We start from the raw sequence: 21,908 nt of genomic DNA, 5'->3' as shown, positions 1-21,908 counted from the left end.
GCGGGACGATAAGCGGCGGGACGATACGCATATGGACGACAACCTCAATACCGTCTCTCGGCGGATCATCGAATTGCAGATCGAACATCGCGACCTCGATTACCTGATCGATCGTCTGTCCGCGGATGCCGCGCACGACGAACTGCAGCTGCGGCGCCTGAAGAAACGGCGCCTCAAGCTCAAGGACGCGATCATGCTGCTGCAGCTACAACTCGAACCCGATGTACCGGCATGACCGGCACGGTCCCTACAGCGTACAGAGAACCATCCCCCATAGTGTCAGACCTTACCGCCCTGCCGCCCGAAGAGGGCGGTGACCCCGCCGCCGGCGACGAAGCCGCCGGCCTGGCGTCCGAGCTGCGCGCCGCGACCGCGGCGCAACTGGCCACGCAGGCCCAGCAACTCGGCAAGATTTTCGCGGAGACGGGCACGCTCGCGAGCGCGATTCCCGGTTATCGTCCGCGCGCCTCGCAGCAGCAGATGGCCGAAGCGGTAGCGGGCGCCATCGCCGAACACGACACCGTGATCGTCGAGGCCGGCACGGGCACCGGCAAGACCTACGCCTACCTTGTTCCCGCGATGCTGTGGGGCGGCAAGGTGATCCTCTCCACGGGGACCAAGAACCTCCAGGACCAGCTCTTCCTGCGCGATATTCCGACCGTGCGGCACGCGTTGAACGTGCCGGTGTCGGTGTCGCTGCTCAAGGGCCGTGCGAACTACGTGTGTCATTACCACCTCGAACGCGCGCAGGCCAATGGCCGCCTCGCGTCGAAGCAGGACGTGGCGTGGCTGCGCGATATTTCGAAATTCGCCAAGACGTCGGCGTCCGGTGACAAGGCCGAACTGTCGGCCGTCCCGGAGAACGCGCCGGTCTGGCAGCTGGTCACGTCGACGCGCGACAACTGCCTCGGCAGCGAATGCCCGAACTACAAGGAATGCTTCGTCATGCGCGCCCGCAAGGAGGCGCAGCAGGCGGACGTGGTGGTCGTGAACCACCACCTGTTCTTCGCGGACGTGGTGCTGCGCGACACGGGCATGGCCGAGTTGCTGCCGGCCGCGAACACCGTGATCTTCGACGAGGCGCACCAGCTTCCGGAAACCGCGACGCTATTCTTCGGCGACACGCTTTCCACGAGCCAGTTGCTCGAGATCGCGCGCGATACGGTCGCGGAAGGCCTGTCGCACGCGCGTGACGCGGTGGACTGGGTCGCGCTCGGCGCGCCGCTCGAGCGCGCCACCCGCGATCTGCGGCTCGTCTTCGGTCGCGACAACATGCGGCTGGCCGTCGGCCAGATCGAGTCGGACCCGCGCATGCGCGAACCGTTCTTCGAGACGCTCGATGCGGTGGACGCCGCGCTCGGCGATTTCGTGGAGGCGCTGGAGAGCCAGGCCGAGCGCGCGGAGTCGCTCGAGCAATGCCACCGGCGCGCGGTGGAACTCTCGCAACGTCTGACCGCGTGGCGCAACGATGCGGTCTCCGCGGCCGCGCCCACGCCGGAACCCAAGGCCGGCGATGAGGCGGCCACGACCGACGCAGCGACCGACGCCGCAACGGCCACCGCCACGCCCGCGGCCACCGACGCGAGAAAGGCCGCCGGCCCCGAAACTGTGCGCTGGGTCGAAGTCTTCTCCCAGTCGGTCCAGCTGCATCGCACGCCGCTGTCCATTGCCCCGATCTTCACGCGGCAGCGCGAAGGGCAGCCGCGCGCATGGGTCTTCACGTCGGCCACGCTGTCGGTAAAGGGCAATTTCGCCCATTACGCCGCGCAGCTCGGTCTGGACAAGGACCGCTCGCTGACGCTGCCTAGCCCGTTCGACTACGCGTCGCAGGGCCTGCTCTACGTGCCGCGCGACATGCCGCAGCCGCAGGCCCCGAACTTCACCGAAGCCGTCGTCGAGCGCGCGCTGCCGCTGATCGAAGCGGCGGGCGGCCGCACGTTCCTGCTCTGCACGACGCTTCGCGCGGTGCAGAAGGCCTCCGACATGCTGTACGACGCGTTCGCGGAGCGCGGGCTGGAACTGCCGCTGCTCGTGCAGGGGCAGGCCAGCCGCACCGAACTGCTCGACCGCTTCCGGGAGCTCGGTAATGCGGTGCTCGTCGGCAGCCAGAGTTTCTGGGAGGGCGTCGATGTCCGTGGCGAGGCACTATCCCTCGTGATCATCGACAAGCTGCCGTTCGCGCCGCCCGATGACCCCGTGCTCGCCGCGCGCATGGAGGTGCTGCAGAAGAAGGGCCTGAGCCCGTTCGCGGTCCACCAGCTGCCGCATGCGGTCATCACGCTCAAGCAGGGGGCGGGGCGGCTGATCCGCTCGGAATCCGATAGAGGCGTGCTGGCGATCTGCGATATGCGTCTGGTCGAGAAACCCTATGGGCGCCAGATCTGGCAAAGCCTGCCGCCGTTCACGCGGACGCGCGAGGCGGCAACCGTGATCAAGTTCCTCGAGGATCTGCGGGCGCCGAAGGCGTGAGCCCAATAGACGAGGCACACACCCAAGGCATAAAAAAACCTCGCTTGCGCGAGGTTTTTTTACGTTGGCGTCAGCCTGTCAGAACACTTCCCACCAAGACTTGTCCTTCCGGCGCTCACCGTACTTGATGAAATCGCTGTTGGGATAGTTGTGTTCCATCACGCGGGCCGTATCGTCGCGCAGATCCTTCATGCCGAGCGAGTCGTACGAACGGATCATGATGTACAGCGCTTCTTCGTTCGCCGGCGCGCCGTCGTATTCCTTGAGCGACTGCTGGGCGCGGTTCACGGCGGCCAGGTAGGCGCCGCGGCGATAGTAGTAGCGCGCGGCGTGCACCTCGTGCTGCGCCAGGGCGTTGACGATGTACTGCATGCGCTGGCGCGCATCCTCGGTGTACTTGCTGTCCGGGAAGCGCGTGACCAGCGTGTTGAACGCGTCGAACGCCGCCTTGGCCGCCTTCGGGTCGCGTTCGCTGAGATCCTGCCCCGAGAACCGGCCCAGCCAGCCGAGGTTGTCGTTGAAGTTGATCAGCCCCTTGAGGTAGTAGGCGTAATCGATGTTCGGATGGCTCGGATGCAGCTGGATGAAGCGGTCGATCGCGGCGAGCGCGGCGGCGGTTTCGCCGTCACGGTAGTTCGCGTACGCGGTGTCGATCTGCGCCTGCTGCGCATAACGGCCGAACGGATAGCGTCCTTCGAGCTTTTCGTACAGCTTGACCGCTCGCGTATAGTCGCCGCCGTCGAGCGCGTCCTTGGCTTCCGAATATAATTTGTTGGCCGACCAGCCAGCCGTTTCGTCAGGCTGGTCCCCAAGCAGGCCGCACGCGGACAGCAGCACGCAGCCGCCTGCGAGCAACATGGCTCCAACTCTGGCGCGCCAGTCGGCGCGCTTAGTGCTCTTGGTGCTCAGCTTTTTAGTGCTCTGCAATTCTGTGCTCTGCAAATGCATGGGCAACCTATCCCGGATGAAAAATAGCGCCAAGCATTATAGCCCAACCCCCCAGCCCGAAAACGGCATTGCAGGGGTACCCCGCGAACGCAACCGGCTCGCGCCCACGGAATTGACCGATCCCGAGCTCGACGACACCGACGATGATGCCGGCGACGAGGCCGACGGAAGCGCCTCCGGCGCCATGCCGGCGCAGTCGGATATGGCGCCGCTGACACTCGAGGTCGATAGTGCCGCACATGGCGAACGTCTCGACAAACTGCTCGCCCGGCATTTCAAGGAATTTTCGCGCAGCCGGATCCAGCAATGGATCGAGGACGGCGCCGTGCGCGTGGATGGCGAGCCCCGGCGCGCCAAGGATGCCGTCCAGATGGGGCAGCGCATCGACATCCAGCCGCAGGCGTCGCCCGAGACCCATGCCTTCACGGCGGAGGATGTGCCGCTGGACGTCGTCTACGAAGACGCGACGCTGCTCGTCATCGACAAGCCGGCCGGGCTCGTCGTGCATCCGGCGGCGGGCAACTGGAGCGGGACGGTGCTCAATGGGCTGCTGTATCGCTATCCGGGTTCGTCTTCGCTGCCGCGCGCCGGTATCGTCCATCGGCTCGACAAGGAGACCTCTGGGCTGATGGTCGTGGCGCGCACGCTCACGGCGCAGACGGACCTCGTGCGTCAGTTGCAGGCGCGCACGGTCAAGCGGACGTATATCGCGCTGGTGTGGGGGCAGACGCCCGACGAGGGCACGATCGACGCGCCGATCGGCCGCGATCCGCGCGAGCGGACGCGCATGGCCATCGTCCACACGAACAGCGGCAAGCCGTCGCGGACGCATTTCCGTACGTTGGCGACGGTGCCGCTGGGGCGGTCGAAGGTTTCGTACGTGGAATGCCAGCTCGAGACGGGCCGCACGCATCAGATCCGCGTGCACTTCGAGTCGATCGGTCATCCGCTGCTGGGCGACCCCGTCTACCACAAGGCTACGCAACGCGGCCAACGTCCGGCCATTCGCGTGCCGCTGCCGGTGCCGTTCACGCGGCAGGCGCTGCATGCCTACCGGCTCGGCCTCATCCATCCCGCCACGGGCCGCAAGATATCCTGGGAAGCCCCGCCCCCCGAGGACCTCCAGGCGCTGATCGATGCCCTCGATTTCGAAGGGTACGAGGGCGAGGAGGACGATGACGGCGCCTTCGATGCCTCACAGTACGATGCCAATGGGCTATATATCGGCGGAGGCGAGGACGAGGACGACGAGGACGACGAGGACGACGAGGACGACGAGGACGACGAGGACGACGAGGACGACGAGGACGACGAGGACGACGAGACCGACGAGACCGACGAGACCGACGAGACCGACGAGACCGACGAGACCGACGAGACCGACGAGACCGACGGCGAAGAGCGTGACAGGAAGGTGGGCGGCAACACGGCAGGTGGCAAGAAGGCAGGTGGCAATGGCCGGCGCTGACTGGATCGTCCCAGACTGGCCCGCGCCGGCGCGCGTGCGCGCGCTGTCAACCACGCGCCTCGGCGGCGTGAGCGCCGCGCCGTACGGGCTCGCCGACGGCAGTCCCGGCGGGCTCAACCTCGGCACCCACGTCGGCGACGCCCCGGAAGCCGTCGCCACCAACCGTGCGCGCCTCGCCGCGCGGTTGCCCGCGATGCCGCAATGGCTCGAACAGGTCCACGGCTGCGCCGTCGCCACCGCCGACGACGCGCCCGACGCGCCCGGCGCGACCGACGCGACCGACGCGACCGGCAGCGCAACCCGTCGCGCGGCCGGCGCCGTGGCTCAGTCCGGCCCCGGCGTGCCGCGCGCGGACGCCAGTGTGTCGGCCACCGCGGGTCATGTCTGCGCGATCATGACGGCGGACTGCCTGCCCGTGCTGCTGTGCGACCGGGCGGGTACCGTGGTGGGCGCCGCCCATGCGGGATGGCGGGGGCTCTGCGCGGGCGTGATCGAGGCGACCATCGCGCGCATGGCCCAGCGGGCAGGGGAGCCGTCGCCGCAGTGGCTGGCATGGCTGGGCCCGGCCATCGGCCCATCGGCATTCGAAGTCGGCGCAGAGGTCCGCGAGGCGTTTCTTGCCGCCGCGAGAGAAGACGAGCATGCCGCGGTGGACGCCGCATTCCGCCCGGTGGCGGGAAGCCCCGGCAAGTATCTGGCCGACCTCTATGCGCTGGCCCGCACGCGGCTGCACCGCGCGGGGTGCGTGGACGTCTATGGCGGCGATACCTGCACCGTCACCGATGCCGAACGGTTTTTCTCGTATCGCCGTGACGGCGTCACGGGCCGCATGGCGACCCTGGTGTGGCTGGCGGACTAAGGCCCTTGCTCAGCCATCCAGCTCCATAGCGGACCCAGCCGCAGCCACAGCCACAGCCACAGCCACAGCCACGACCGCAGCCACAGCCGCAAACGCAAACGCAAACGAAGCCACAGTCGCAGCCCAACGTGGCGCCGGTGCAAAACCAGAGGCCACCGCCAACCCGAGGTCAGCGCGACTCGGAGGGCGGTGGCGCGGAGGCCGCGGCTTCAGCGGCCTCCCGGGCCTTCCGCCTCCGCTTCCGCGCAGGCGTCCCGAGGATGTACAGGATCAACGCCACAGGCCCCACGCCATAGCCCAAAAACGTCAGCACCCCCGCCACGACGGTGTGTTCCGAGATAGCCATCATCAGCGCGACGTACAGCCAGGCGATCGCTACGATATACATCGTTGTTTCAACTCGTTGTGATAGACGCCGACCCTACCGTGAGGTAGGCCCTGGAGGATAAAACCGCCATACGGAAGTCCGCATTGACAGGCCCTCCCTTGCAAGGCAACAATGCCTTCAAATGTATCGGAACAAGCAGGGTTCAGACAGATTCACGCAGCACCCCGCAGCATAGCGCACGGCCCCCCGTGGAGCCCGGCACGAACCGGGCAAGGTTCCAGTGGGCCACGCATCCGGCAGACCAGGCCGGATCAGGGGCGGGTCGGGAGACAGGTACCCCGTTCCCGTCGACATTTTCGCGGCAAGAACGCAGCGCAATCGACGGCAAAGAGACGATTACATCATGGCGACCGGCAAAGGTGCGGCAGCTTCCGAAAAGGAAGGCAAGTCCCAACCATCTCAGTTCGTGCCGGGGCCATTCGATCCAGCCGCATGGCTGGAATGGTCCCGACAGTGGGCACCCGACATGACCGGCGGCATGCCGGGCGCCATGCCGGGGGCGTTTCCCGGCGCTTCGTTCGGTGCCTTCCCTGGTGCCACATTCCCTAACGGCCAATTTCCCACGGGCGCATTCCCCGCTGGCGCCCCATTCTCCGCCGAGGGTTTCCCCGGCGGCGAAGCCTTCGCGCGCATGTTCCAGAACGCGTTCGGCGGCGCGCAGGCCACGCCGGTGAAAATCGCCCCCACGCAGCTCGCGCAGATCCAGCAACGCTACCTGCAGGACTTCACGCAGCTGTGGCGCGAGATGGGCGAGACCGCCGCGGCGCAGGCCAGCGCGGCCGCCGCTGGGGCGGCGAACGGCGCCAAGGCGGCCGCCAGCGGCGCCGCGGGCGGCAACGGCCATGCCCCGCATCATGCCCCGCTGAACGACCGCCGCTTCTCGAGCGAAGCGTGGCGCAACAACGCGCCATACCACTACGCGGCGGCGTTCTACCTGCTGACCGCGCGCGCGATGACCGAAATGGCCGACGCCGTCGAGGCCGACAGCAAGACGCGCCAGCGCATCCGCTTCGCGGTGTCGCAATGGGTCGATGCGATGTCGCCCGCCAACTTCCTCGCGACCAATCCCGACGCCCAGCAGCGCCTGATTGAATCGGGCGGCGAGTCGCTGCGCGCGGGCGTGCGCAATATGCTCGAGGACCTGCAGCGCGGCAAGATCTCGCAGACCGACGAGACCGCGTTCGAGGTCGGCCGCAACGTCGCCGTCAGCGAAGGGGCGGTGGTCTACGAGAACGAATACTTCCAGCTGCTTCAGTACAAGCCGCTGACTGACAAGGTCTATGCGCGGCCGCTGCTGCTGGTGCCGCCGTGCATCAACAAGTTCTACATCCTCGACCTGCAGCCCGAGAGCTCGCTCGTGCGGCACGCGGTGGAACAGGGCCATACGGTCTTCCTCGTGTCATGGCGCAACCCCGACGCGACGATGGCCGAGCGTACGTGGGACGACTACATCGAACACGCGGCGATCCGCGCGATCGAGGTCGCGCGCGATATCAGCGGGCAGGACCAGATCAATGTGCTCGGTTTCTGCGTGGGCGGCACGATCGTCGCCACGGCGCTCGCGGTACTGGCCGCGCGGGGCGAACGTCCGGCCGCCAGCCTGACGCTGCTGACCACGCTGCTCGACTTCAGCGACACCGGCATCCTGGACGTGTTCGTCGACGAGGCCCACGTGCAGTTGCGGGAGGCGACCATCGGCGGCACGGCCGGCGCGCCCTGCGCGCTGCTGCGCGGCGTGGAGTTGGCGAATACGTTCTCGTTCCTGCGGCCCAACGACCTCGTCTGGAACTACGTGGTCGACAACTACCTCAAGGGCAAGACGCCGGTCCCGTTCGACCTGCTGTTCTGGAACGGCGACGCGACCAACCTGCCGGGCCCATGGTACTGCTGGTATCTGCGTCATACGTATCTGCAAAACGAATTGAAGACACCGGGCAAACTGACGGTCTGCAACGCGCCGATCGATCTCGGCGCGATCGACGTCCCGACCTACATCTACGGCTCGCGTGAAGACCACATCGTGCCGTGGACGTCGGCCTACGCATCGACCGCGCTGCTCGAGAACAAGCTGCGCTTCGTGCTCGGCGCGTCGGGCCATATTGCCGGCGTGATCAATCCCCCGGCCAAGAAAAAGCGCAGTCACTGGACCAACGACGCGTTGCCTGGCACCGCGCAGGAATGGCTGGCCGGCGCGACCGAACATGCCGGCAGCTGGTGGCCGGACTGGGATAACTGGCTCGCCAGACAGGCCGGGCCCAAGCGCGCGGCGCCCACGACGTATGGCAACGCGCATTACAAGGCCATCGAGGCCGCGCCGGGCCGTTACGTCAAAGCGCGCGCATGACAGCTGGCCCGCGCGTCCCGGCGTGGACGCGCGTCACCTGACACACGGGTCCCGCGGGTGACCGCGGTCCCGCTTTTCGAACCGATCTGCATACCTTTCGAGAGGATCTCAAATGACTGACATCGTCATCGTTTCCGCCGCCCGTACCGGCGTGGGCAAGTTTGGCGGCTCGCTGGCCAAGATTCCGGCGCCGGAACTGGGCGCGATCGTGATCAAGGCCGCGCTCGAGCGCGCGGGGGTCAAGCCCGACCAGGTCAGCGAAGTCATCATGGGCCAGGTGCTGACGGCGGGCGCCGGCCAGAATCCGGCGCGCCAGGCGTCGCGCAAGGCGGGGCTGCCGGACATGGTGCCCGCCATGACCATCAACAAGGTGTGCGGTTCCGGCCTGAAGGCCGTGATGCTCGCCGCCAACGCGATCACGGCCGGCGATGCCGAGATCGTCGTGGCGGGCGGCATGGAGAACATGAGCGCCGCGCCGCACGTGCTGCCGGGCTCGCGCGACGGCTTCCGCATGGGCGATGCCAAGCTGATCGACTCGATGATCGTCGATGGCCTGTGGGACGTCTATAACCAGTACCACATGGGTATCACGGCCGAGAACGTGGCCAAGGAGTACGGCATCTCGCGCGAGGCGCAGGACGAGTTCGCGGTGCAATCGCAGAACAAGGCCGAGGCCGCGCAGAAGGCGGGCCGCTTCGACGAGGAAATCGTTCCCGTCCTGATTCCGCAGCGCAAGGGCGACCCCATCGCGTTCAAGACGGACGAGTTCGTGCGCCAGGGCGCGACGCTGGACAGCATCTCGGGCCTCAAGCCCGCCTTCGACAAGTCGGGCACGGTGACCGCCGCGAACGCCTCGGGCATCAACGACGGTGCGGCCGCTGTGGTCGTGATGTCGGCCGCCAAGGCAAAGGAACTCGGCCTGACGCCGCTCGCGACGATCAAGGCGTACGCGAACGCGGGCGTGGATCCGGCCGTGATGGGCATCGGCCCGGTGCCGGCATCCAGGCGCTGCCTGTCGCGCGCGGGCTGGACCGTGAACGATCTGGACCTGATGGAGATCAACGAGGCGTTTGCCGCGCAGGCGCTGGCCGTGCATCAGCAAATGGGCTGGGACACCTCGAAGATCAACGTGAACGGCGGTGCGATCGCGATCGGTCATCCGATCGGCGCATCGGGCTGCCGGATTCTCGTCACGCTGCTGCACGAGATGAAGCGACGCGATGCCAAAAAGGGCCTCGCATCGCTGTGTATCGGCGGCGGCATGGGTGTCGCGCTGGCCGTGGAACGGTGAGGGGTTTCCACAACAGGCAACTAACGATCGATGATCGACAATCGACAATAAAGCCAACTAGGAGCGAATAATGACTCAGCGCATTGCATATGTGACCGGCGGCATGGGCGGTATCGGGACCGCGATTTGCCAGCGTCTGGCACGGGACGGCTTCAAGGTGGTGGCTGGCTGCGGCCCGAACTCGCCGCGCCGCGAGAAGTGGCTGGAGCAGCAGCGCGCGCTCGGTTTCGAATTCGTGGCGTCCGAAGGAAACGTCGCGGACTGGGACTCGACCAAGGCCGCGTTCGACAAGGTGAAGGCCGAGGTCGGCGAAGTGGACGTGCTCATCAACAACGCGGGCATCACGCGCGACGTGGTGTTCCGCAAGATGACGCGTGCCGACTGGGACGCGGTGATCGACACGAACCTGACCTCGCTGTTCAACGTGACCAAGCAGGTCATCGACGGCATGGCGGACCGCGGCTTCGGCCGGATCGTGAATATCTCGTCGGTCAACGGCCAGAAGGGCCAGTTCGGTCAGACGAACTATTCGACGGCCAAGGCCGGCCTGCATGGCTTCACGATGGCGCTGGCGCAGGAAATGGCCACAAAGGGCGTGACCGTGAACACGGTGTCGCCGGGCTACATCGCCACGGACATGGTCAAGGCGATCCGCCAGGACGTGCTGGACAAGATCGTGGCGACGATCCCGGTCAAGCGCCTGGGCCTGCCCGAGGAAATCGCGTCGATCTGCTCTTGGCTCTCGTCGGACGAGTCCGGCTTCGCGACCGGTGCGGACTTCTCGCTGAACGGCGGTCTCCACATGGGCTGATGCGGTCCGGTTAGCCGCGCGCGGCGCGGCACACACGGCAGGGCAATGTGTGCTGCGCTGCGGGTTTTCCTTAAACCGTGGCGGCTTTCCATAGTGCTTTCTTGAGCATAGAATCAGGGGCAGCGGCGCAGCCGGCACCAAAACAGAGCGGAGCGCGGCGACGACAAAGGATAGAGCACCGATGGCCACGACAAAGAAAGGCGCAGAGCGACTGATCAAGAAGTATCCCAATCGCAGGCTCTACGATACGCAGACCAGTACCTACATCACCCTCGCGGACGTCAAACAGCTGGTCATGGACTCGGAAGAGTTCAAGGTGGTTGACGCCAAGTCCGGCGAGGAACTCACGCGCAGCATCCTGCTGCAGATCATTCTGGAAGAAGAAACCGGCGGCGTGCCGATGTTCTCGAGCCCGATGCTCTCGCAGATCATCCGCTTCTACGGCCACGCGATGCAGGGCATGATGGGCACGTATCTGGAAAAGAACATCCAGGCGTTCATCGACATCCAGAACAAGCTCGCCGAAAACTCCAAGGGGCTCTACTCGGGCGAAGCGTTCAGCCCCGACATGTGGTCCCAGTTCATGAACATGCAGGGCCCGATGATGCAAGGCATGATGAGCAACTACATCGAGCAGAGCAAGAACCTGTTCGTGCAGATGCAGGAGCAGATGCAGAGCCAGGCCAAGAACATGTTCGGGACCTTCCCGTTCAATCAGCAGGACACCAAGAAGTAAATCCCCCCTCCACACACAAGTACGACGCGGTCGGGCAGGTTTCGGGCACGTCCGATCCCGCTCGATCATATCGCGCCGCGCGAGCGCGCAAACCGGGGTAAGATCGCGGTCTTTCAAGGCATCGGCGTCCATGTGGACGCCGTTTTCGCATGAGCCAGCTGTATCTTGCACCGATGGAAGGTCTCGCGGACTGCGTGCTGCGCGACGTATTGACGCGCACAGGCGGATTCGACCGGTGCGTGTCGGAATTCGTCCGCGTGACGGGTTCGGTGCTTCCCATGCGGGTCTACGAGCGCGACACGCCCGAAATCCTTGACGGAGGCCGCACCCCCGCCGGCACGCCGATGGTGATTCAATTGCTCGGCAGCGACCCGGAATGGATGGCGGTCAATGCCGCCCGGGCGGCCGGTCTGTCGCCGCATGGCATCGATCTGAACTTCGGCTGCCCCGCCAAAGTCGTTAACCGGCACGGTGGCGGCGCCATGCTGCTGGCCAATCCTGAACAGCTCCACCGTATCGTGTCGTCCGTTCGCGCGGCGGTGCCCGCCGACATCGCCGTGACGGCGAAAATGCGGCTCGGCGTGTCCGACACCTCGCTCGCCATCGACTGTGCGACGGCGCTGGCGGAAGGCGGCGCGGCGCATCTGGTCGTTCATGCCCGGACCCGTGACGATGGTTACCGTCCGCCGGCCCACTGGGAGTGGATCGCACGGATCGACGACGCGGTGAAGGTGCCGGTCATCGCCAACGGCGATGTCTGGACCGTGTCCGACTGGCAGCGGTGCCGGGCGGTCAGCGGCTGCGCGGACGTCATGATCGGGCGTGGTGCCGTGTCGGACCCGTTCCTGGCCCTGCGTATCCGCGGACTGATGGATCGGACGGCTTCCCACGAAGAGTGGCCAGCCGTGCTGAGTCTGCTCGTCGACTACCTGAGAAAGCTGCAAGCGCGCGTGACGCCTCGCCACGAGCACGGACGCGTCAAGATGTGGCTCAGCTATCTCAAGCGGACGTGGCCGCAAGCTGCTGAACTGCACGCCGCAATCCGGCGCCTGCAGGATTCGCGCGACATTCTCGACGTGATCGCGGGCGCCAGCGCCATGTCAGGTACCGGGCACCGAGAAACTCTGGCAAGCGGTTAAAATGCGCGATTGGCTTTGAATCGCTGGGCGGCCATGTCTCGCCCGCACGCCCCACATTTGGATTGACCCGTGAAAAACCCTGCAGAATCAACGACGAACAAAGACCGTATTCCGAATGTGGGATTCGTGAGCCTCGGCTGCCCCAAGGCCCTCGTCGACTCCGAACAGATCATCACGCAGTTGCGTGCCGAGGGGTACGCAATCAGCGGAACCTATGACGGGGCCGATCTCGTGGTGGTCAATACCTGTGGCTTTATCGACGAGGCCGTGCAGGAGAGCCTGGATGCCATCGGCGAAGCGCTGAACGAGAACGGGAAGGTGATCGTGACCGGTTGCCTCGGGGCCAAGAAGGATGCGGCGGGGCAGGATATCGTGTCTTCGGTGCATCCCAAGGTGCTGGCCGTGACCGGTCCCCACGCGCTGGGCGAGGTCATGCAGGCCGTGCACACGCACCTGCCCAAGCCGCACGATCCGTTCACGGATCTCGTGCCGGCGGCCGGCATCAAGCTGACGCCGAAGCATTACGCCTACCTCAAGATTTCCGAGGGCTGCAATCATCGCTGCTCGTTCTGCATTATCCCGTCGATGCGCGGCGACCTCGTGTCCCGTCCGGTGGCCGAGGTGATGCTTGAAGCCGAGAACCTGTTCAAGGCCGGCGTGAAGGAACTGCTCGTGATCTCGCAGGATACGAGCGCGTACGGCGTGGATGTGAAGTACCGCACGGGCTTCTGGGCCGGCCGTCCGCTCAAGACGCGCATGACGGAACTCGTGGCCGCGCTCGGCGAACTGGCCGCGCAGTATGGCGCATGGGTGCGCCTGCATTACGTCTATCCGTACCCGCACGTGGACGAAATCATTCCGCTGATGTCGCAGGGCCATGTGCTGCCGTATCTCGACGTGCCGCTCCAGCACGCGCATCCGGACGTGCTCAAGCGGATGAAGCGTCCCGCCAATGCCGAGAAGACGATGGACCGCATCCGCGCCTGGCGCGAGATCTGCCCCGAGCTGACGATCCGCAGCACGTTCATCGCGGGCTTCCCTGGCGAGACGGAGGAAGAGTTCCAGACGCTGCTCGACTTTATCGCCGAAGCCGAACTCGACCGCGTGGGCTGCTTCGCCTATTCGCCGGTGGATGGGGCCACGGCCAACGACCTGCCGGGCGCGCTGCCCGACGAGGTCCGCGAGGAACGCCGCGCGCGTTTCATGGAAGTCGCTGAAGCGGTCTCGGCGCGCCGCCTGCAGCGCAAGGTGGGGCAGACGCTGCGCGTACTGGTCGACGAACTGAATCAGGATGGCGGCATCGGCCGGTCGTCGGCGGACGCGCCGGAGATCGACGGTCTGGTGTATATCGCGCCAGCAACGAAGACGTCGCAGCGCTACCGTGCGGGCGAGTTCGTGCAGGTGAAGATCACCGGCGCGGACGGCCATGACCTCTGGGGCGAGATCGCCTGAAGGCGCTGGTCCTCCTACGAAGTTGTAGGATGATTAGGTAATAGTACGATCGTTCGTCCCCGCTGAGGTCCCGTTATACTGTGCGCCGCAACATCAATCATGGAGACAGACATGACGCGTGAAGTGGTGGTGGTAAGCGGCGTTCGTACCGCGATCGGAACCTTCGGCGGAAGCCTCAAGGACGTAGCGCCGACGGACCTCGGCGCACTGGTCGTGCGCGAGGCGCTGGCCCGCGCCAGCGTGAGCGGCGACGACGTCGGCCACGTCGTGTTCGGCAACGTGATTCACACCGAGCCGAAGGACATGTATCTGGCTCGCGTGGCCGCGGTGCAGGGCGGCGTATCGATCCATGCGCCCGCGCTGACGCTGAACCGCTTGTGCGGCTCGGGCCTGCAGGCCATCGTGAGCGCGGCGCAGACCATTCTGCTCGGCGACGCCGAGGTGGCGATCGGCGGCGGCGCCGAAAGCATGAGCCGCGCGCCGTATCTGGCGCCGGCCGCCCGCTGGGGTGCGCGCATGGGCGATGCCAGGCTGCTCGACATGATGCTCGGCGCGCTGCACGACCCCTTCCACAATATCCATATGGGCGTGACCGCCGAGAACGTCGCGAAGGAGTACGACATCTCGCGCGGCCAGCAGGACGAGACGGCCCTCGAATCGCACCGTCGCGCTTCCGCGGCGATCCGCGCCGGGTATTTCAAGGATCAGATCGTTCCGGTCACGGTGAAGTCGCGCAAGGGCGACGTCGTGTTCGATACCGACGAGCACGTGCGCCACGACGCGACCATCGAGGACATGACCAAGCTCAAGCCCGTTTTCGCCAAGGAAAACGGCACGGTCACGGCCGGCAATGCCTCCGGCCTCAACGACGCGGCCGCGGCCGTGGTGCTGATGGAACGCGCCGAAGCCGAGCGCCGTGGCCTGAAGCCGCTCGCGCGCCTCGTGTCGTATGGCCACGCGGGCGTCGATCCCAAGACCATGGGCATCGGTCCCGTGCCGGCGACGAAGATCGCGCTGGAGCGTGCCGGTCTGTCGGTCAAGGACCTCGACGTCATTGAAGCCAACGAGGCCTTTGCCGCGCAGGCGTGCGCCGTGACCAAGGCGCTGGGCCTCGATCCGGCCAAGGTCAATCCGAACGGTTCCGGTATCTCGCTGGGCCATCCGATCGGCGCCACGGGCGCACTGATCACGGTCAAGGCCGTGCATGAGCTGCAGCGCGTGCAGGGCCGGTATGCGCTGGTCACGATGTGCATCGGGGGCGGGCAGGGCATTGCCGCCATCTTTGAACGCCTGTAGTCGAAGGCCTGCGGTCGGGCGCCTGCAGTCGACGCATCTCTTCCGAGCGCATCCGACATCGCATCCTGCAGGCCATCTGCGGGTAAACTGGCGGCGCATTCCTCTTTCCACTGTTTCATCGAGGTCGATCGTGGTCCGTGCCGCCCCATTCCTTTCGACGCTGTCGATTCTTGCCGCCACGCTGTCCGTCGCGTTGCCCACCGCGGGCCACGCGGCCGATGGCACCTCGCTGTCGACCGGCTCGCTGGGTATCAACGAAGCGATCCGCGATGGCGAGGCGCGTCGCGGCACGTCCCTCTCCACCGGGCCCGTGGGCCCGCTCGCCCCGCGTCCCGAGTATTCGAAACTGCCGGTCTATGTCGGCAAGGTCGGGGACAAATCCGTGCGCCTGCGCATCGGGCCCAAGAGCGATACGCGCGACAGCCTGCAGGGCGAGTATTCGACCGGCGACAGCAAGGACGTGCGGCTACTGTCGGGCGAGTGGGACAACGGTTCGTTCCTGATGGAAGAGTCCGACGACGGCACGCGCGTCTCGGGCAACTGGGAAGGGCAGATCGACGATCGTGGCGCGGTGCGCGGCACCTGGACCGACGCCTTCAATCCCGCGATCGTGCTGCCGTTCATGATCCGGCCGCTTGGCGGCTACCTCGTGATTCCGCCATTCGACATGCGGCCGTCCAGCGGCGTCACGTACGCGCCGCCGCCGCCGAAGTCGTCGATCAACGGATATTGACCTGAACTCTTTCAGCCAAGGATCGCGCTGTGTCAGACCATTCGTCTTCTTCCGATGACCGCCAGGCTGGCGGCCGTCCCGCGCATTATCCGCAGACCGTTGCGGTGCAGCCGGACCTGAATATCCCGCCGAATTTCGCCTCGTTCTCGACGGCCACGTATCGGGGTTCGACGGTCGTGTTCAACACGCTCGCGGAACTGCGCGCGTATGGCGATCCGTCCAAGACATACTGGCGGTACGGGCTGCATGCCACGCCGACCAGCGAGGCGCTGTGCCAGCAGCTGGCGCAGATCGAGGGCGGCAGGCATACGCTGCTGTTTCCGTCGGGCATGGCGGCGATTTCGCTCGTCGATTTCGCGTTGCTCAAGAGCGGCGACGATGTGCTGATTCCCGACAACGTGTATGGACCCAACCGCGATCATGCGGACTGGCTGGCGCGCGATTATGGCGTGTCGGTGCGCTACTACCATCCGATGGTCGGCGCGGGGATCGCCGAGCTGATTCAGCCGAACACCCGGCTGATCTGGCTCGAGTCGCCGGGTTCGGTCACCATGGAAGTGCCCGACGTGGAGGCCATCGTGGCCGCCGCGCGCGCGCGCGGGGTGGTGACGGCGATCGACAATACGTGGTCGGGCGGCTTGTATTTCCAGCCGTTCGACAAGGGCATCGATATCTCCGTGCAGGCGCTGACCAAATACCAGTCGGGCGGCAGCGACGTGCTGATGGGCGCGACGATCGTCCGCGATACCACGCTCTACGAGCGGCTGCGCCGGACGCGGATGGTGATGGGGTGGGGCGTGTCGGCCGACGACTGCTTCCTCGTGCTGCGAGGGCTGCAAAGCATGCCCGTGCGACTGGCCGCGCATGACCGCGCGGCGCGCGAGATTGCGGAATGGCTGCTGCAGCGGCCGGAAGTCACGCGCGTGCTGCATCCCGCGTTGCCGCAGTGCCCGGGACACGCCGAATGGCGCCGGGATTTTACTGGGGCGACCGGGCTGTTCTCGATCCTGCTGCACGACCGCTATTCGCGCAAGCAGGTGGATGATTTCGTCGAGGCGCTGAAGCTGTTCGCGATCGGCTGGTCGTGGGGCGGGGCGCATAGCCTGGCCGTGCCGTATCACGTGCCCACGATGCGCGCCGCGGGGACGTGGCCGCCGGCCGGATGGGAGCATGCTGGCGAGCTCGTGCGGTTGTATATCGGGCTGGAGGATACGCGAGACCTGATCGCGGATTTGCGGCAGGCGATGGACAGGACGCTGGGCTAAACGAAACGGGGAAGAAACGGGGGGCGCTTGAAGCGCCCCGTGTTGCGAATGTCGGTCTCGGTTCAAGACGCCCGGACCGCGGCGGCGGCTTCGCCCGTCGGCGCCGTCCGCGGCGCCCATACGGACTCCGCCGGGCCGTTCCGCGACCGGCGTTGTGTGGCGCGGGCGAGGGCGACATATCCGACCGCCAGCGCGATCGCTCCGATATCGAATCCGGCCACCGCCCACCGCCCGCCGAGCGCCGCCGCAAACAGGTGGTCGCCCGTCAGGATTGCGTTCGACAGCGGCACCGTCAGCGACGCCAGCGCCGCGACATACAGCAGTTCGATGGCCGCCCGCACCGGCGGACGGATCAGCGCCCAGGCGATGGCGAGCCCGAACACCGGCCAGTACACGTAGCTCACCGCCCGCGCGGGCCACAGCAGCGCGGCCGGGAAGCACAGGGCGACGCCAATGCAGCAGCCGATGCAGACACCGACCGTCGCCTGCGCCAGCAGCCGATGCACACGAGGCTGGTCCGCCTGGCGCGTCTTGCGGCGCGACTCGATCCACAGCAGGTTCCCCGAGTAGAACAGGAACGCTCCCGCCAGACCCGCCAGCAGATACACGAACCGCACCGCCAGATCGCCAAAGGTGCCGAAATGCAGCGCGTACAGCGCGCTATACAACGCGTGATTGCCATCGCGCGCACCCGGCGTCTGGTTGGCGATCACCTGACCGGCATTGGGCTCCCCCGCCGCGGCGTGAATGCCGATCGAGCCGCCATTGCCGAGTGCCCGCGCGCTGTCGCCGCGTACTTCCGCTACGGCGTTGGCATCGCCATACCGCTGGAAGCGGATCGCCTCCGGCGTGAAATGCTCGCCGCCGTGCTCGCGTGCAATGCGCAGCAACTCCGCCGATGTCATGGTCGGCACCGGACGGTTGGCCGCCGCGACCTCGTCCGTGGCGCCCGTCACGCGCGGGATGACCTCCATCAGCTTGCCGTCGAACGTCAGCATGTTGAAGACCATCACGAGGACCAGCGACAGGCAGAACAGCGCGCCGGTGACCGCGAAGACCATGTGAAAGGGCAGGCTGAACAGGCCGATCACGTTATGCGCGTCCATCCAGAAGCGCTTGAGATTGCGCCCCGGCCGCACCGCGAACAGGTCTTTCTTCAGGCGCGGCAGATGCAGCAGCACGCCCGATACCAGCGCGAGGCCATACAGCACCGAAATCACGCCCATGAAATACATGCCGTTCATGCCGAGCCCGAGCGCATAGTGCAGGGAGTTCAGGAACGCCGAGAGCTCGCCGGCCACATGGTCGGTGGAGGTCATGCGCTGCGCGGCCGCGTCGCCATTGAGGCGCTCGCCGTTCATGTGGTGCCACTCGCCCGCCTTGTCCATCCAGTAGGCGTTGAAGTCGGGCTCCTCCTTGCTCGGCAGACCCACGTAGACGCTGGCGGCCGCATCGGGCTGCACGCGGATGAGCTTCTGCACGAAGGCATCGATCGCGGGGCCATCGACCTGAACCTCGGCCGCCTGATGGCCTTCGAGGCGGGCAGGGTTCTGCCAGACGTGGATCTCGTGGTGAAAGACGGTGATCGCGCCCGCGAAGAACGCGATGAACAGGGCCCAGCCGGCCATCAGGCCGACCCAGGTGTGGAGCGTCTGGTAAAGACGGAGCGTATTGGCTTTCATCGGACAGTCCTTACGAGCCGAGCGTGGAGGCGGGCGGCATCGCATGGAATGCGCGCACGGCCCACAGGATGCCGAAGCAGACGAGGTTGGCGGCGCCGAGCCACAGCCATGCCGCGCGGCTCGTGCCGAAGAGCAGGCTGCCGCTGATGATCGCGACCCACAGCGGGAAGGTCAGCAGCACCGCGACGACGATGCCGCGTTCCCAGCCGCCGGGCAACCACAGGATGCCCAGCGTGCAGAGCGCCATCGCGAGCGGCAGGCCCAGCAGCGCGCCCGCGAGCCATTTGGTGCCCATCATGATGCGCTGCCCTGTGAGGTTCCGTCCTCGGACGTATCCGACATATCGCGCACGCCGCGGCGGTGGCTGGCCCACGTGCCGATAAACGGCCACAGCGACAGGCAGCAGGTGAGCGTGATCAGCGTGGCGGCGATGGCCACGGCCCATCCTTCGGGCACGCTCATGGTCCACGCGGATGCCACGGTCAGGACCAGCGCGAGCAGGCAAAGGGCGCGCGGCGACAGCGGCCGGCGCGCGGGGGAAATCAGGACCTGATTCGGCGCGGCCAGGTACAGGCACGCGGCGGCCACCAGCCCCAGCAGGACGGCAATGCCTTGCATGAACATCCGTTCATTGGAATTCGGGAAGCTGAAATAATAATGATTCGTATTTGATTCCACAAGGAAATCAAGGTAATACGACAATTTTGTAATGTTCGAGGCGCTCCCGACGGGCGCCTCGTCCGGCTTATTTCAGCAGTTCCAGCAGTCCGTCGAGTCCGACGTGGTTGAACGCCACGCTGGCCTGCGCGCGCACCACGGGTTTGGCGCGGAACGCCACGGACAGGCCCGCGATGGCCATCATCTTGAGGTCGTTGGAGCCGTCGCCCATGACGATGGCCTGCGACGGGTCGGCGCCGATCTGGGCGCAGACCTCGCGCACGGTGCGCGCCTTGACGTCCGCGTTGACGATTTCGCCGACGACGTTCCCGGTCAGCTTGCCGTCCACGATTTCCAGCGTGTTGGCGCGCGTGAAATCGAGGCCGAGGCGCGGTTTCAGCTGGTCGGTGAAATGCACGAAGCCGCCGGAGACCAGCAGCGTGCGGATGCCAGCGGCCTGCACGCCTTCGAGCATGCGTTCGGCGCCGGGCGACAGTTTCAGGCGGTCGGCGTAGACGCGGTCGAGCACGGACGCGTCGAGACCCTTGAGCAAGGCCACGCGGCGGCGGAGGCTTTCGTTGAAATCGGTAATCTCGCCGCGCATGGCGGCTTCGGTAATGGCCGACACCTCGGCCTTCAGCCCGCAGAAGTCCGCGATCTCGTCGATGCACTCGATGGTGATCAGCGTCGAGTCCATATCCATGGCCACGAGCTTGAAATCCGCGAGCTTGCGGGCGGCCGGCAGAATCGCCCAGTCGATGCCGCGCGGCATGCAGTAGGCATCGAGGCTCTCGTGCAGCGCGGGGGTCAACGGCGCGCTCGTCTCGGCTACGGCCACGCTCGCCGCCACAGCCCCGTCGCGCGGGACCAGCGGAGACGCGCTGGCAAGCGCACGCACGGCATCGAGGTCGGCGGCGGAGAGGGGGGAGAGGCTCTGGAGGGTCAGCGGCATGGCGGCAAGGCGGAGGGGGAGGCTGGGCGAAGGCGCTATTGTAGCGATTCGCGGCGGCGGGCCGCCCCTGATTCCGCTGACTTGATGCGAACTCCGTTTATGCGGACTCCGCCTTCAAACTCCCCACCACTTTCCGCAGAAACTTCTCGCAAGCGTCCAGCTGGTCTAGCGCCACGAATTCGTCCGGCTTGTGCGCCTGCTGAATATCCCCCGGCCCGCACACCACGGCCGGCACGCCCATCTGCTGGAACAACCCGGCCTCGGTCGCATAGGCCACCTTGTTGATATCGCGGTCGCCCGTCAGCGCGCGGACGAGCTTCGTGATGGCGTCCTGTTCGGCCGCGTCGAGCGATGGCGCCGCCGCGATTTCCGTGATGACGAGGTCCGCGTCCGCATGTTCGCCGCGCATGCGCGGCAGCAGCACGTCGCCCGCGTACGACTGGATACGCGAAATGATCGCCTTGGGATCCACGCCCGGCAGATTGCGGAACTCGAACACGAACTCGCACAGCGCGGGAATCGTATTGATCGCGATGCCGCCCTGGATCGTGCCCGTGGACGCCGTCGTGAAAGGCACGTCGAACGCCTGATCGTAAGGACCCTGCGCCTTGAACTCGTCCGCGATGTCGCGGATAAAGCAGATCAGCCGCGCGGCGTATTCGATCGCGTTGACGCCCTTCGGGGTCAGCGACGAATGCGCGGCCTGGCCCTTCACGCAGCAGCGATAGGCATTGATGCCCTTGTGCGCCACGATGGTCCGCATGCTCGTGGGCTCGCCGACGATGCAGCCCGCCGGCTGAATGCCGAGGTCGCGCAGTTGGGACAGCATGTAGGGCGCGCCCATGCAGCCGACTTCCTCGTCGAACGACAGCGCATAGTGCACAGGCTCGCGCAGGCGCGTCTCGAGCAGCGCCGGCAGCAGCGACAGCGTCGTGCCGATGAAGCCCTTCATGTCGCAGGTGCCGCGGCCAAAGAGCTTGCCATCGCGAATGACGGGCGCGAACGGATCGCTCGACCAGTCCTGCCCATCGACGGGCACCACATCGGTGTGACCCGACAGCACGATGCCGCCATTGGTCGCGCCATTCGCGGCGGGCACGGTGACGAACAGGTTGGCCTTGTTCTGCTGCGGGTTGTAGCTCAGGTGCGGCTTGAGCCCGCGCGCCGCGAAATGATCGCGCACGGTTTCGATCAGGCCGAGGTTCGAATTGCGCGACGTGGTATCGAACGAGACGAGCTTTTTGGTCCAGTCGAGCGCGCCCAGGGAGGCCTCGTTGGTGTCGGTGGGGGCGTCGGTGGCGGGGGCGATGGCGGTCCGGGCGAGCGTTTCGGCTGACATGGGGCGGTGTCCGTAAGTATCGGTATGAGAGGGTGCGAGCAGTATGCGATGGGGCGGGGTGCGGCAGGCCCGACAGGCC

The 21,908-nt window shown here is 66.3% G+C and carries 20 protein-coding genes; 13 read left to right on the top strand and 7 right to left on the bottom strand.

Annotated features, from left to right (window positions below; translation table 11 throughout):
* Positions 1-31: 31 nt before the first annotated feature.
* Positions 32-235 (top strand): DUF465 domain-containing protein, encoded by a 204-nt coding sequence (locus KHP16_RS08560; protein ID WP_109580840.1) that lies wholly within the window; start codon positions 32-34, stop codon positions 233-235.
* Positions 232-2,469 (top strand): ATP-dependent DNA helicase, encoded by a 2,238-nt coding sequence (locus KHP16_RS08555; RefSeq protein WP_211959939.1) that lies wholly within the window; start codon positions 232-234, stop codon positions 2,467-2,469. Before KHP16_RS08560 ends, KHP16_RS08555 begins: the two co-directional genes overlap by 4 nt.
* 78 nt (positions 2,470-2,547) lie before the next feature.
* Here KHP16_RS08555 and KHP16_RS08550 read toward each other — a convergent pair whose 3' ends face one another.
* Positions 2,548-3,417 (bottom strand): outer membrane protein assembly factor BamD, encoded by an 870-nt coding sequence (locus KHP16_RS08550; protein WP_373561890.1) that lies wholly within the window; start codon positions 3,415-3,417, stop codon positions 2,548-2,550.
* A 16-nt stretch (positions 3,418-3,433) separates the two neighbouring features.
* On the opposite strand from KHP16_RS08550, the gene KHP16_RS08545 reads away from it, so the two are divergent.
* A complete protein-coding gene (locus tag KHP16_RS08545) occupies positions 3,434-4,885 on the top strand; it encodes an RluA family pseudouridine synthase (protein ID WP_211959938.1) in 1,452 nt (483 codons plus the stop codon).
* Positions 4,872-5,744, top strand: a complete 873-nt coding sequence (gene pgeF, locus KHP16_RS08540) for a peptidoglycan editing factor PgeF (protein ID WP_211959937.1) — start codon at positions 4,872-4,874, stop codon at positions 5,742-5,744. The genes KHP16_RS08545 and pgeF overlap by 14 nt, the downstream gene beginning before the upstream one ends.
* A gap of 169 nt (positions 5,745-5,913) precedes the next feature.
* Here the strand turns inward: pgeF and KHP16_RS08535 are convergent, their stop codons facing one another.
* Positions 5,914-6,132 carry a hypothetical protein gene (locus KHP16_RS08535; protein WP_109580844.1) on the bottom strand — a complete coding sequence of 73 codons (219 nt, stop codon included), beginning with the start codon at positions 6,130-6,132 and terminating at the stop codon, positions 5,914-5,916.
* A gap of 466 nt (positions 6,133-6,598) precedes the next feature.
* Between KHP16_RS08535 and phaC the strand changes: the two genes are divergently transcribed.
* The 9 genes from phaC to KHP16_RS08490 all read left to right on the top strand — a co-directional run bounded on the left by phaC (position 6,599) and on the right by KHP16_RS08490 (position 17,199).
* A complete protein-coding gene (phaC, locus tag KHP16_RS08530; protein WP_415831390.1) occupies positions 6,599-8,476 on the top strand; it encodes a class I poly(R)-hydroxyalkanoic acid synthase in 1,878 nt (625 codons plus the stop codon).
* A gap of 112 nt (positions 8,477-8,588) precedes the next feature.
* Positions 8,589-9,767 carry an acetyl-CoA C-acetyltransferase gene (locus KHP16_RS08525; protein WP_109580845.1) on the top strand — a complete coding sequence of 393 codons (1,179 nt, stop codon included), beginning with the start codon at positions 8,589-8,591 and terminating at the stop codon, positions 9,765-9,767.
* A 70-nt stretch (positions 9,768-9,837) separates the two neighbouring features.
* Entirely contained in the window at positions 9,838-10,578 is a 741-nt protein-coding gene (locus KHP16_RS08520; RefSeq protein ID WP_109580846.1) for a 3-ketoacyl-ACP reductase, read from the top strand.
* A 181-nt stretch (positions 10,579-10,759) separates the two neighbouring features.
* Positions 10,760-11,314, top strand: a complete 555-nt coding sequence (phaR, locus tag KHP16_RS08515) for a polyhydroxyalkanoate synthesis repressor PhaR (protein ID WP_109580847.1) — start codon at positions 10,760-10,762, stop codon at positions 11,312-11,314.
* 149 nt (positions 11,315-11,463) lie between these two features.
* Positions 11,464-12,453, top strand: coding sequence for a tRNA dihydrouridine synthase (locus KHP16_RS08510; protein WP_211959936.1), 990 nt, complete (start codon positions 11,464-11,466; stop codon positions 12,451-12,453).
* A 69-nt stretch (positions 12,454-12,522) separates the two neighbouring features.
* A complete protein-coding gene (rimO, locus tag KHP16_RS08505) occupies positions 12,523-13,905 on the top strand; it encodes a 30S ribosomal protein S12 methylthiotransferase RimO (RefSeq protein ID WP_179593415.1) in 1,383 nt (460 codons plus the stop codon).
* 111 nt (positions 13,906-14,016) lie between these two features.
* Positions 14,017-15,201 (top strand): beta-ketothiolase BktB, encoded by a 1,185-nt coding sequence (gene bktB, locus KHP16_RS08500; RefSeq protein WP_211959935.1) that lies wholly within the window; start codon positions 14,017-14,019, stop codon positions 15,199-15,201.
* Positions 15,202-15,361: 160 nt separating this feature from the next.
* Positions 15,362-15,934 (top strand): hypothetical protein, encoded by a 573-nt coding sequence (locus KHP16_RS08495; protein ID WP_109582633.1) that lies wholly within the window; start codon positions 15,362-15,364, stop codon positions 15,932-15,934.
* Between the two features lie 29 nt (positions 15,935-15,963).
* Entirely contained in the window at positions 15,964-17,199 is a 1,236-nt protein-coding gene (locus KHP16_RS08490) for a cystathionine beta-lyase (RefSeq protein WP_115952435.1), read from the top strand.
* Between the two features lie 62 nt (positions 17,200-17,261).
* Here KHP16_RS08490 and KHP16_RS08485 read toward each other — a convergent pair whose 3' ends face one another.
* From KHP16_RS08485 to argE, 5 genes are all read right to left on the bottom strand, one after another.
* Positions 17,262-18,881, bottom strand: a complete 1,620-nt coding sequence (locus KHP16_RS08485) for a PepSY-associated TM helix domain-containing protein (RefSeq protein ID WP_109580852.1) — start codon at positions 18,879-18,881, stop codon at positions 17,262-17,264.
* A 10-nt stretch (positions 18,882-18,891) separates the two neighbouring features.
* Positions 18,892-19,179, bottom strand: coding sequence for a hypothetical protein (locus KHP16_RS08480; protein ID WP_109580853.1), 288 nt, complete (start codon positions 19,177-19,179; stop codon positions 18,892-18,894).
* A complete protein-coding gene (locus KHP16_RS08475) occupies positions 19,176-19,499 on the bottom strand; it encodes a hypothetical protein (RefSeq protein WP_211959934.1) in 324 nt (107 codons plus the stop codon). Before KHP16_RS08475 ends, KHP16_RS08480 begins: the two co-directional genes overlap by 4 nt.
* Before the next feature lie 127 nt (positions 19,500-19,626).
* Entirely contained in the window at positions 19,627-20,490 is an 864-nt protein-coding gene (gene serB, locus KHP16_RS08470; protein ID WP_109580854.1) for a phosphoserine phosphatase SerB, read from the bottom strand.
* A 97-nt stretch (positions 20,491-20,587) separates the two neighbouring features.
* Positions 20,588-21,829, bottom strand: coding sequence for an acetylornithine deacetylase (gene argE, locus KHP16_RS08465; protein ID WP_109580855.1), 1,242 nt, complete (start codon positions 21,827-21,829; stop codon positions 20,588-20,590).
* Positions 21,830-21,908: the final 79 nt, after the last annotated feature.

Origin of the sequence: Cupriavidus plantarum (assembly GCF_905397285.1) — a bacterium.
Classification (GTDB): Bacteria; Pseudomonadota; Gammaproteobacteria; order Burkholderiales; family Burkholderiaceae; genus Cupriavidus; species Cupriavidus plantarum.
This window is presented reverse-complemented; position numbering and strand designations above follow the sequence as displayed.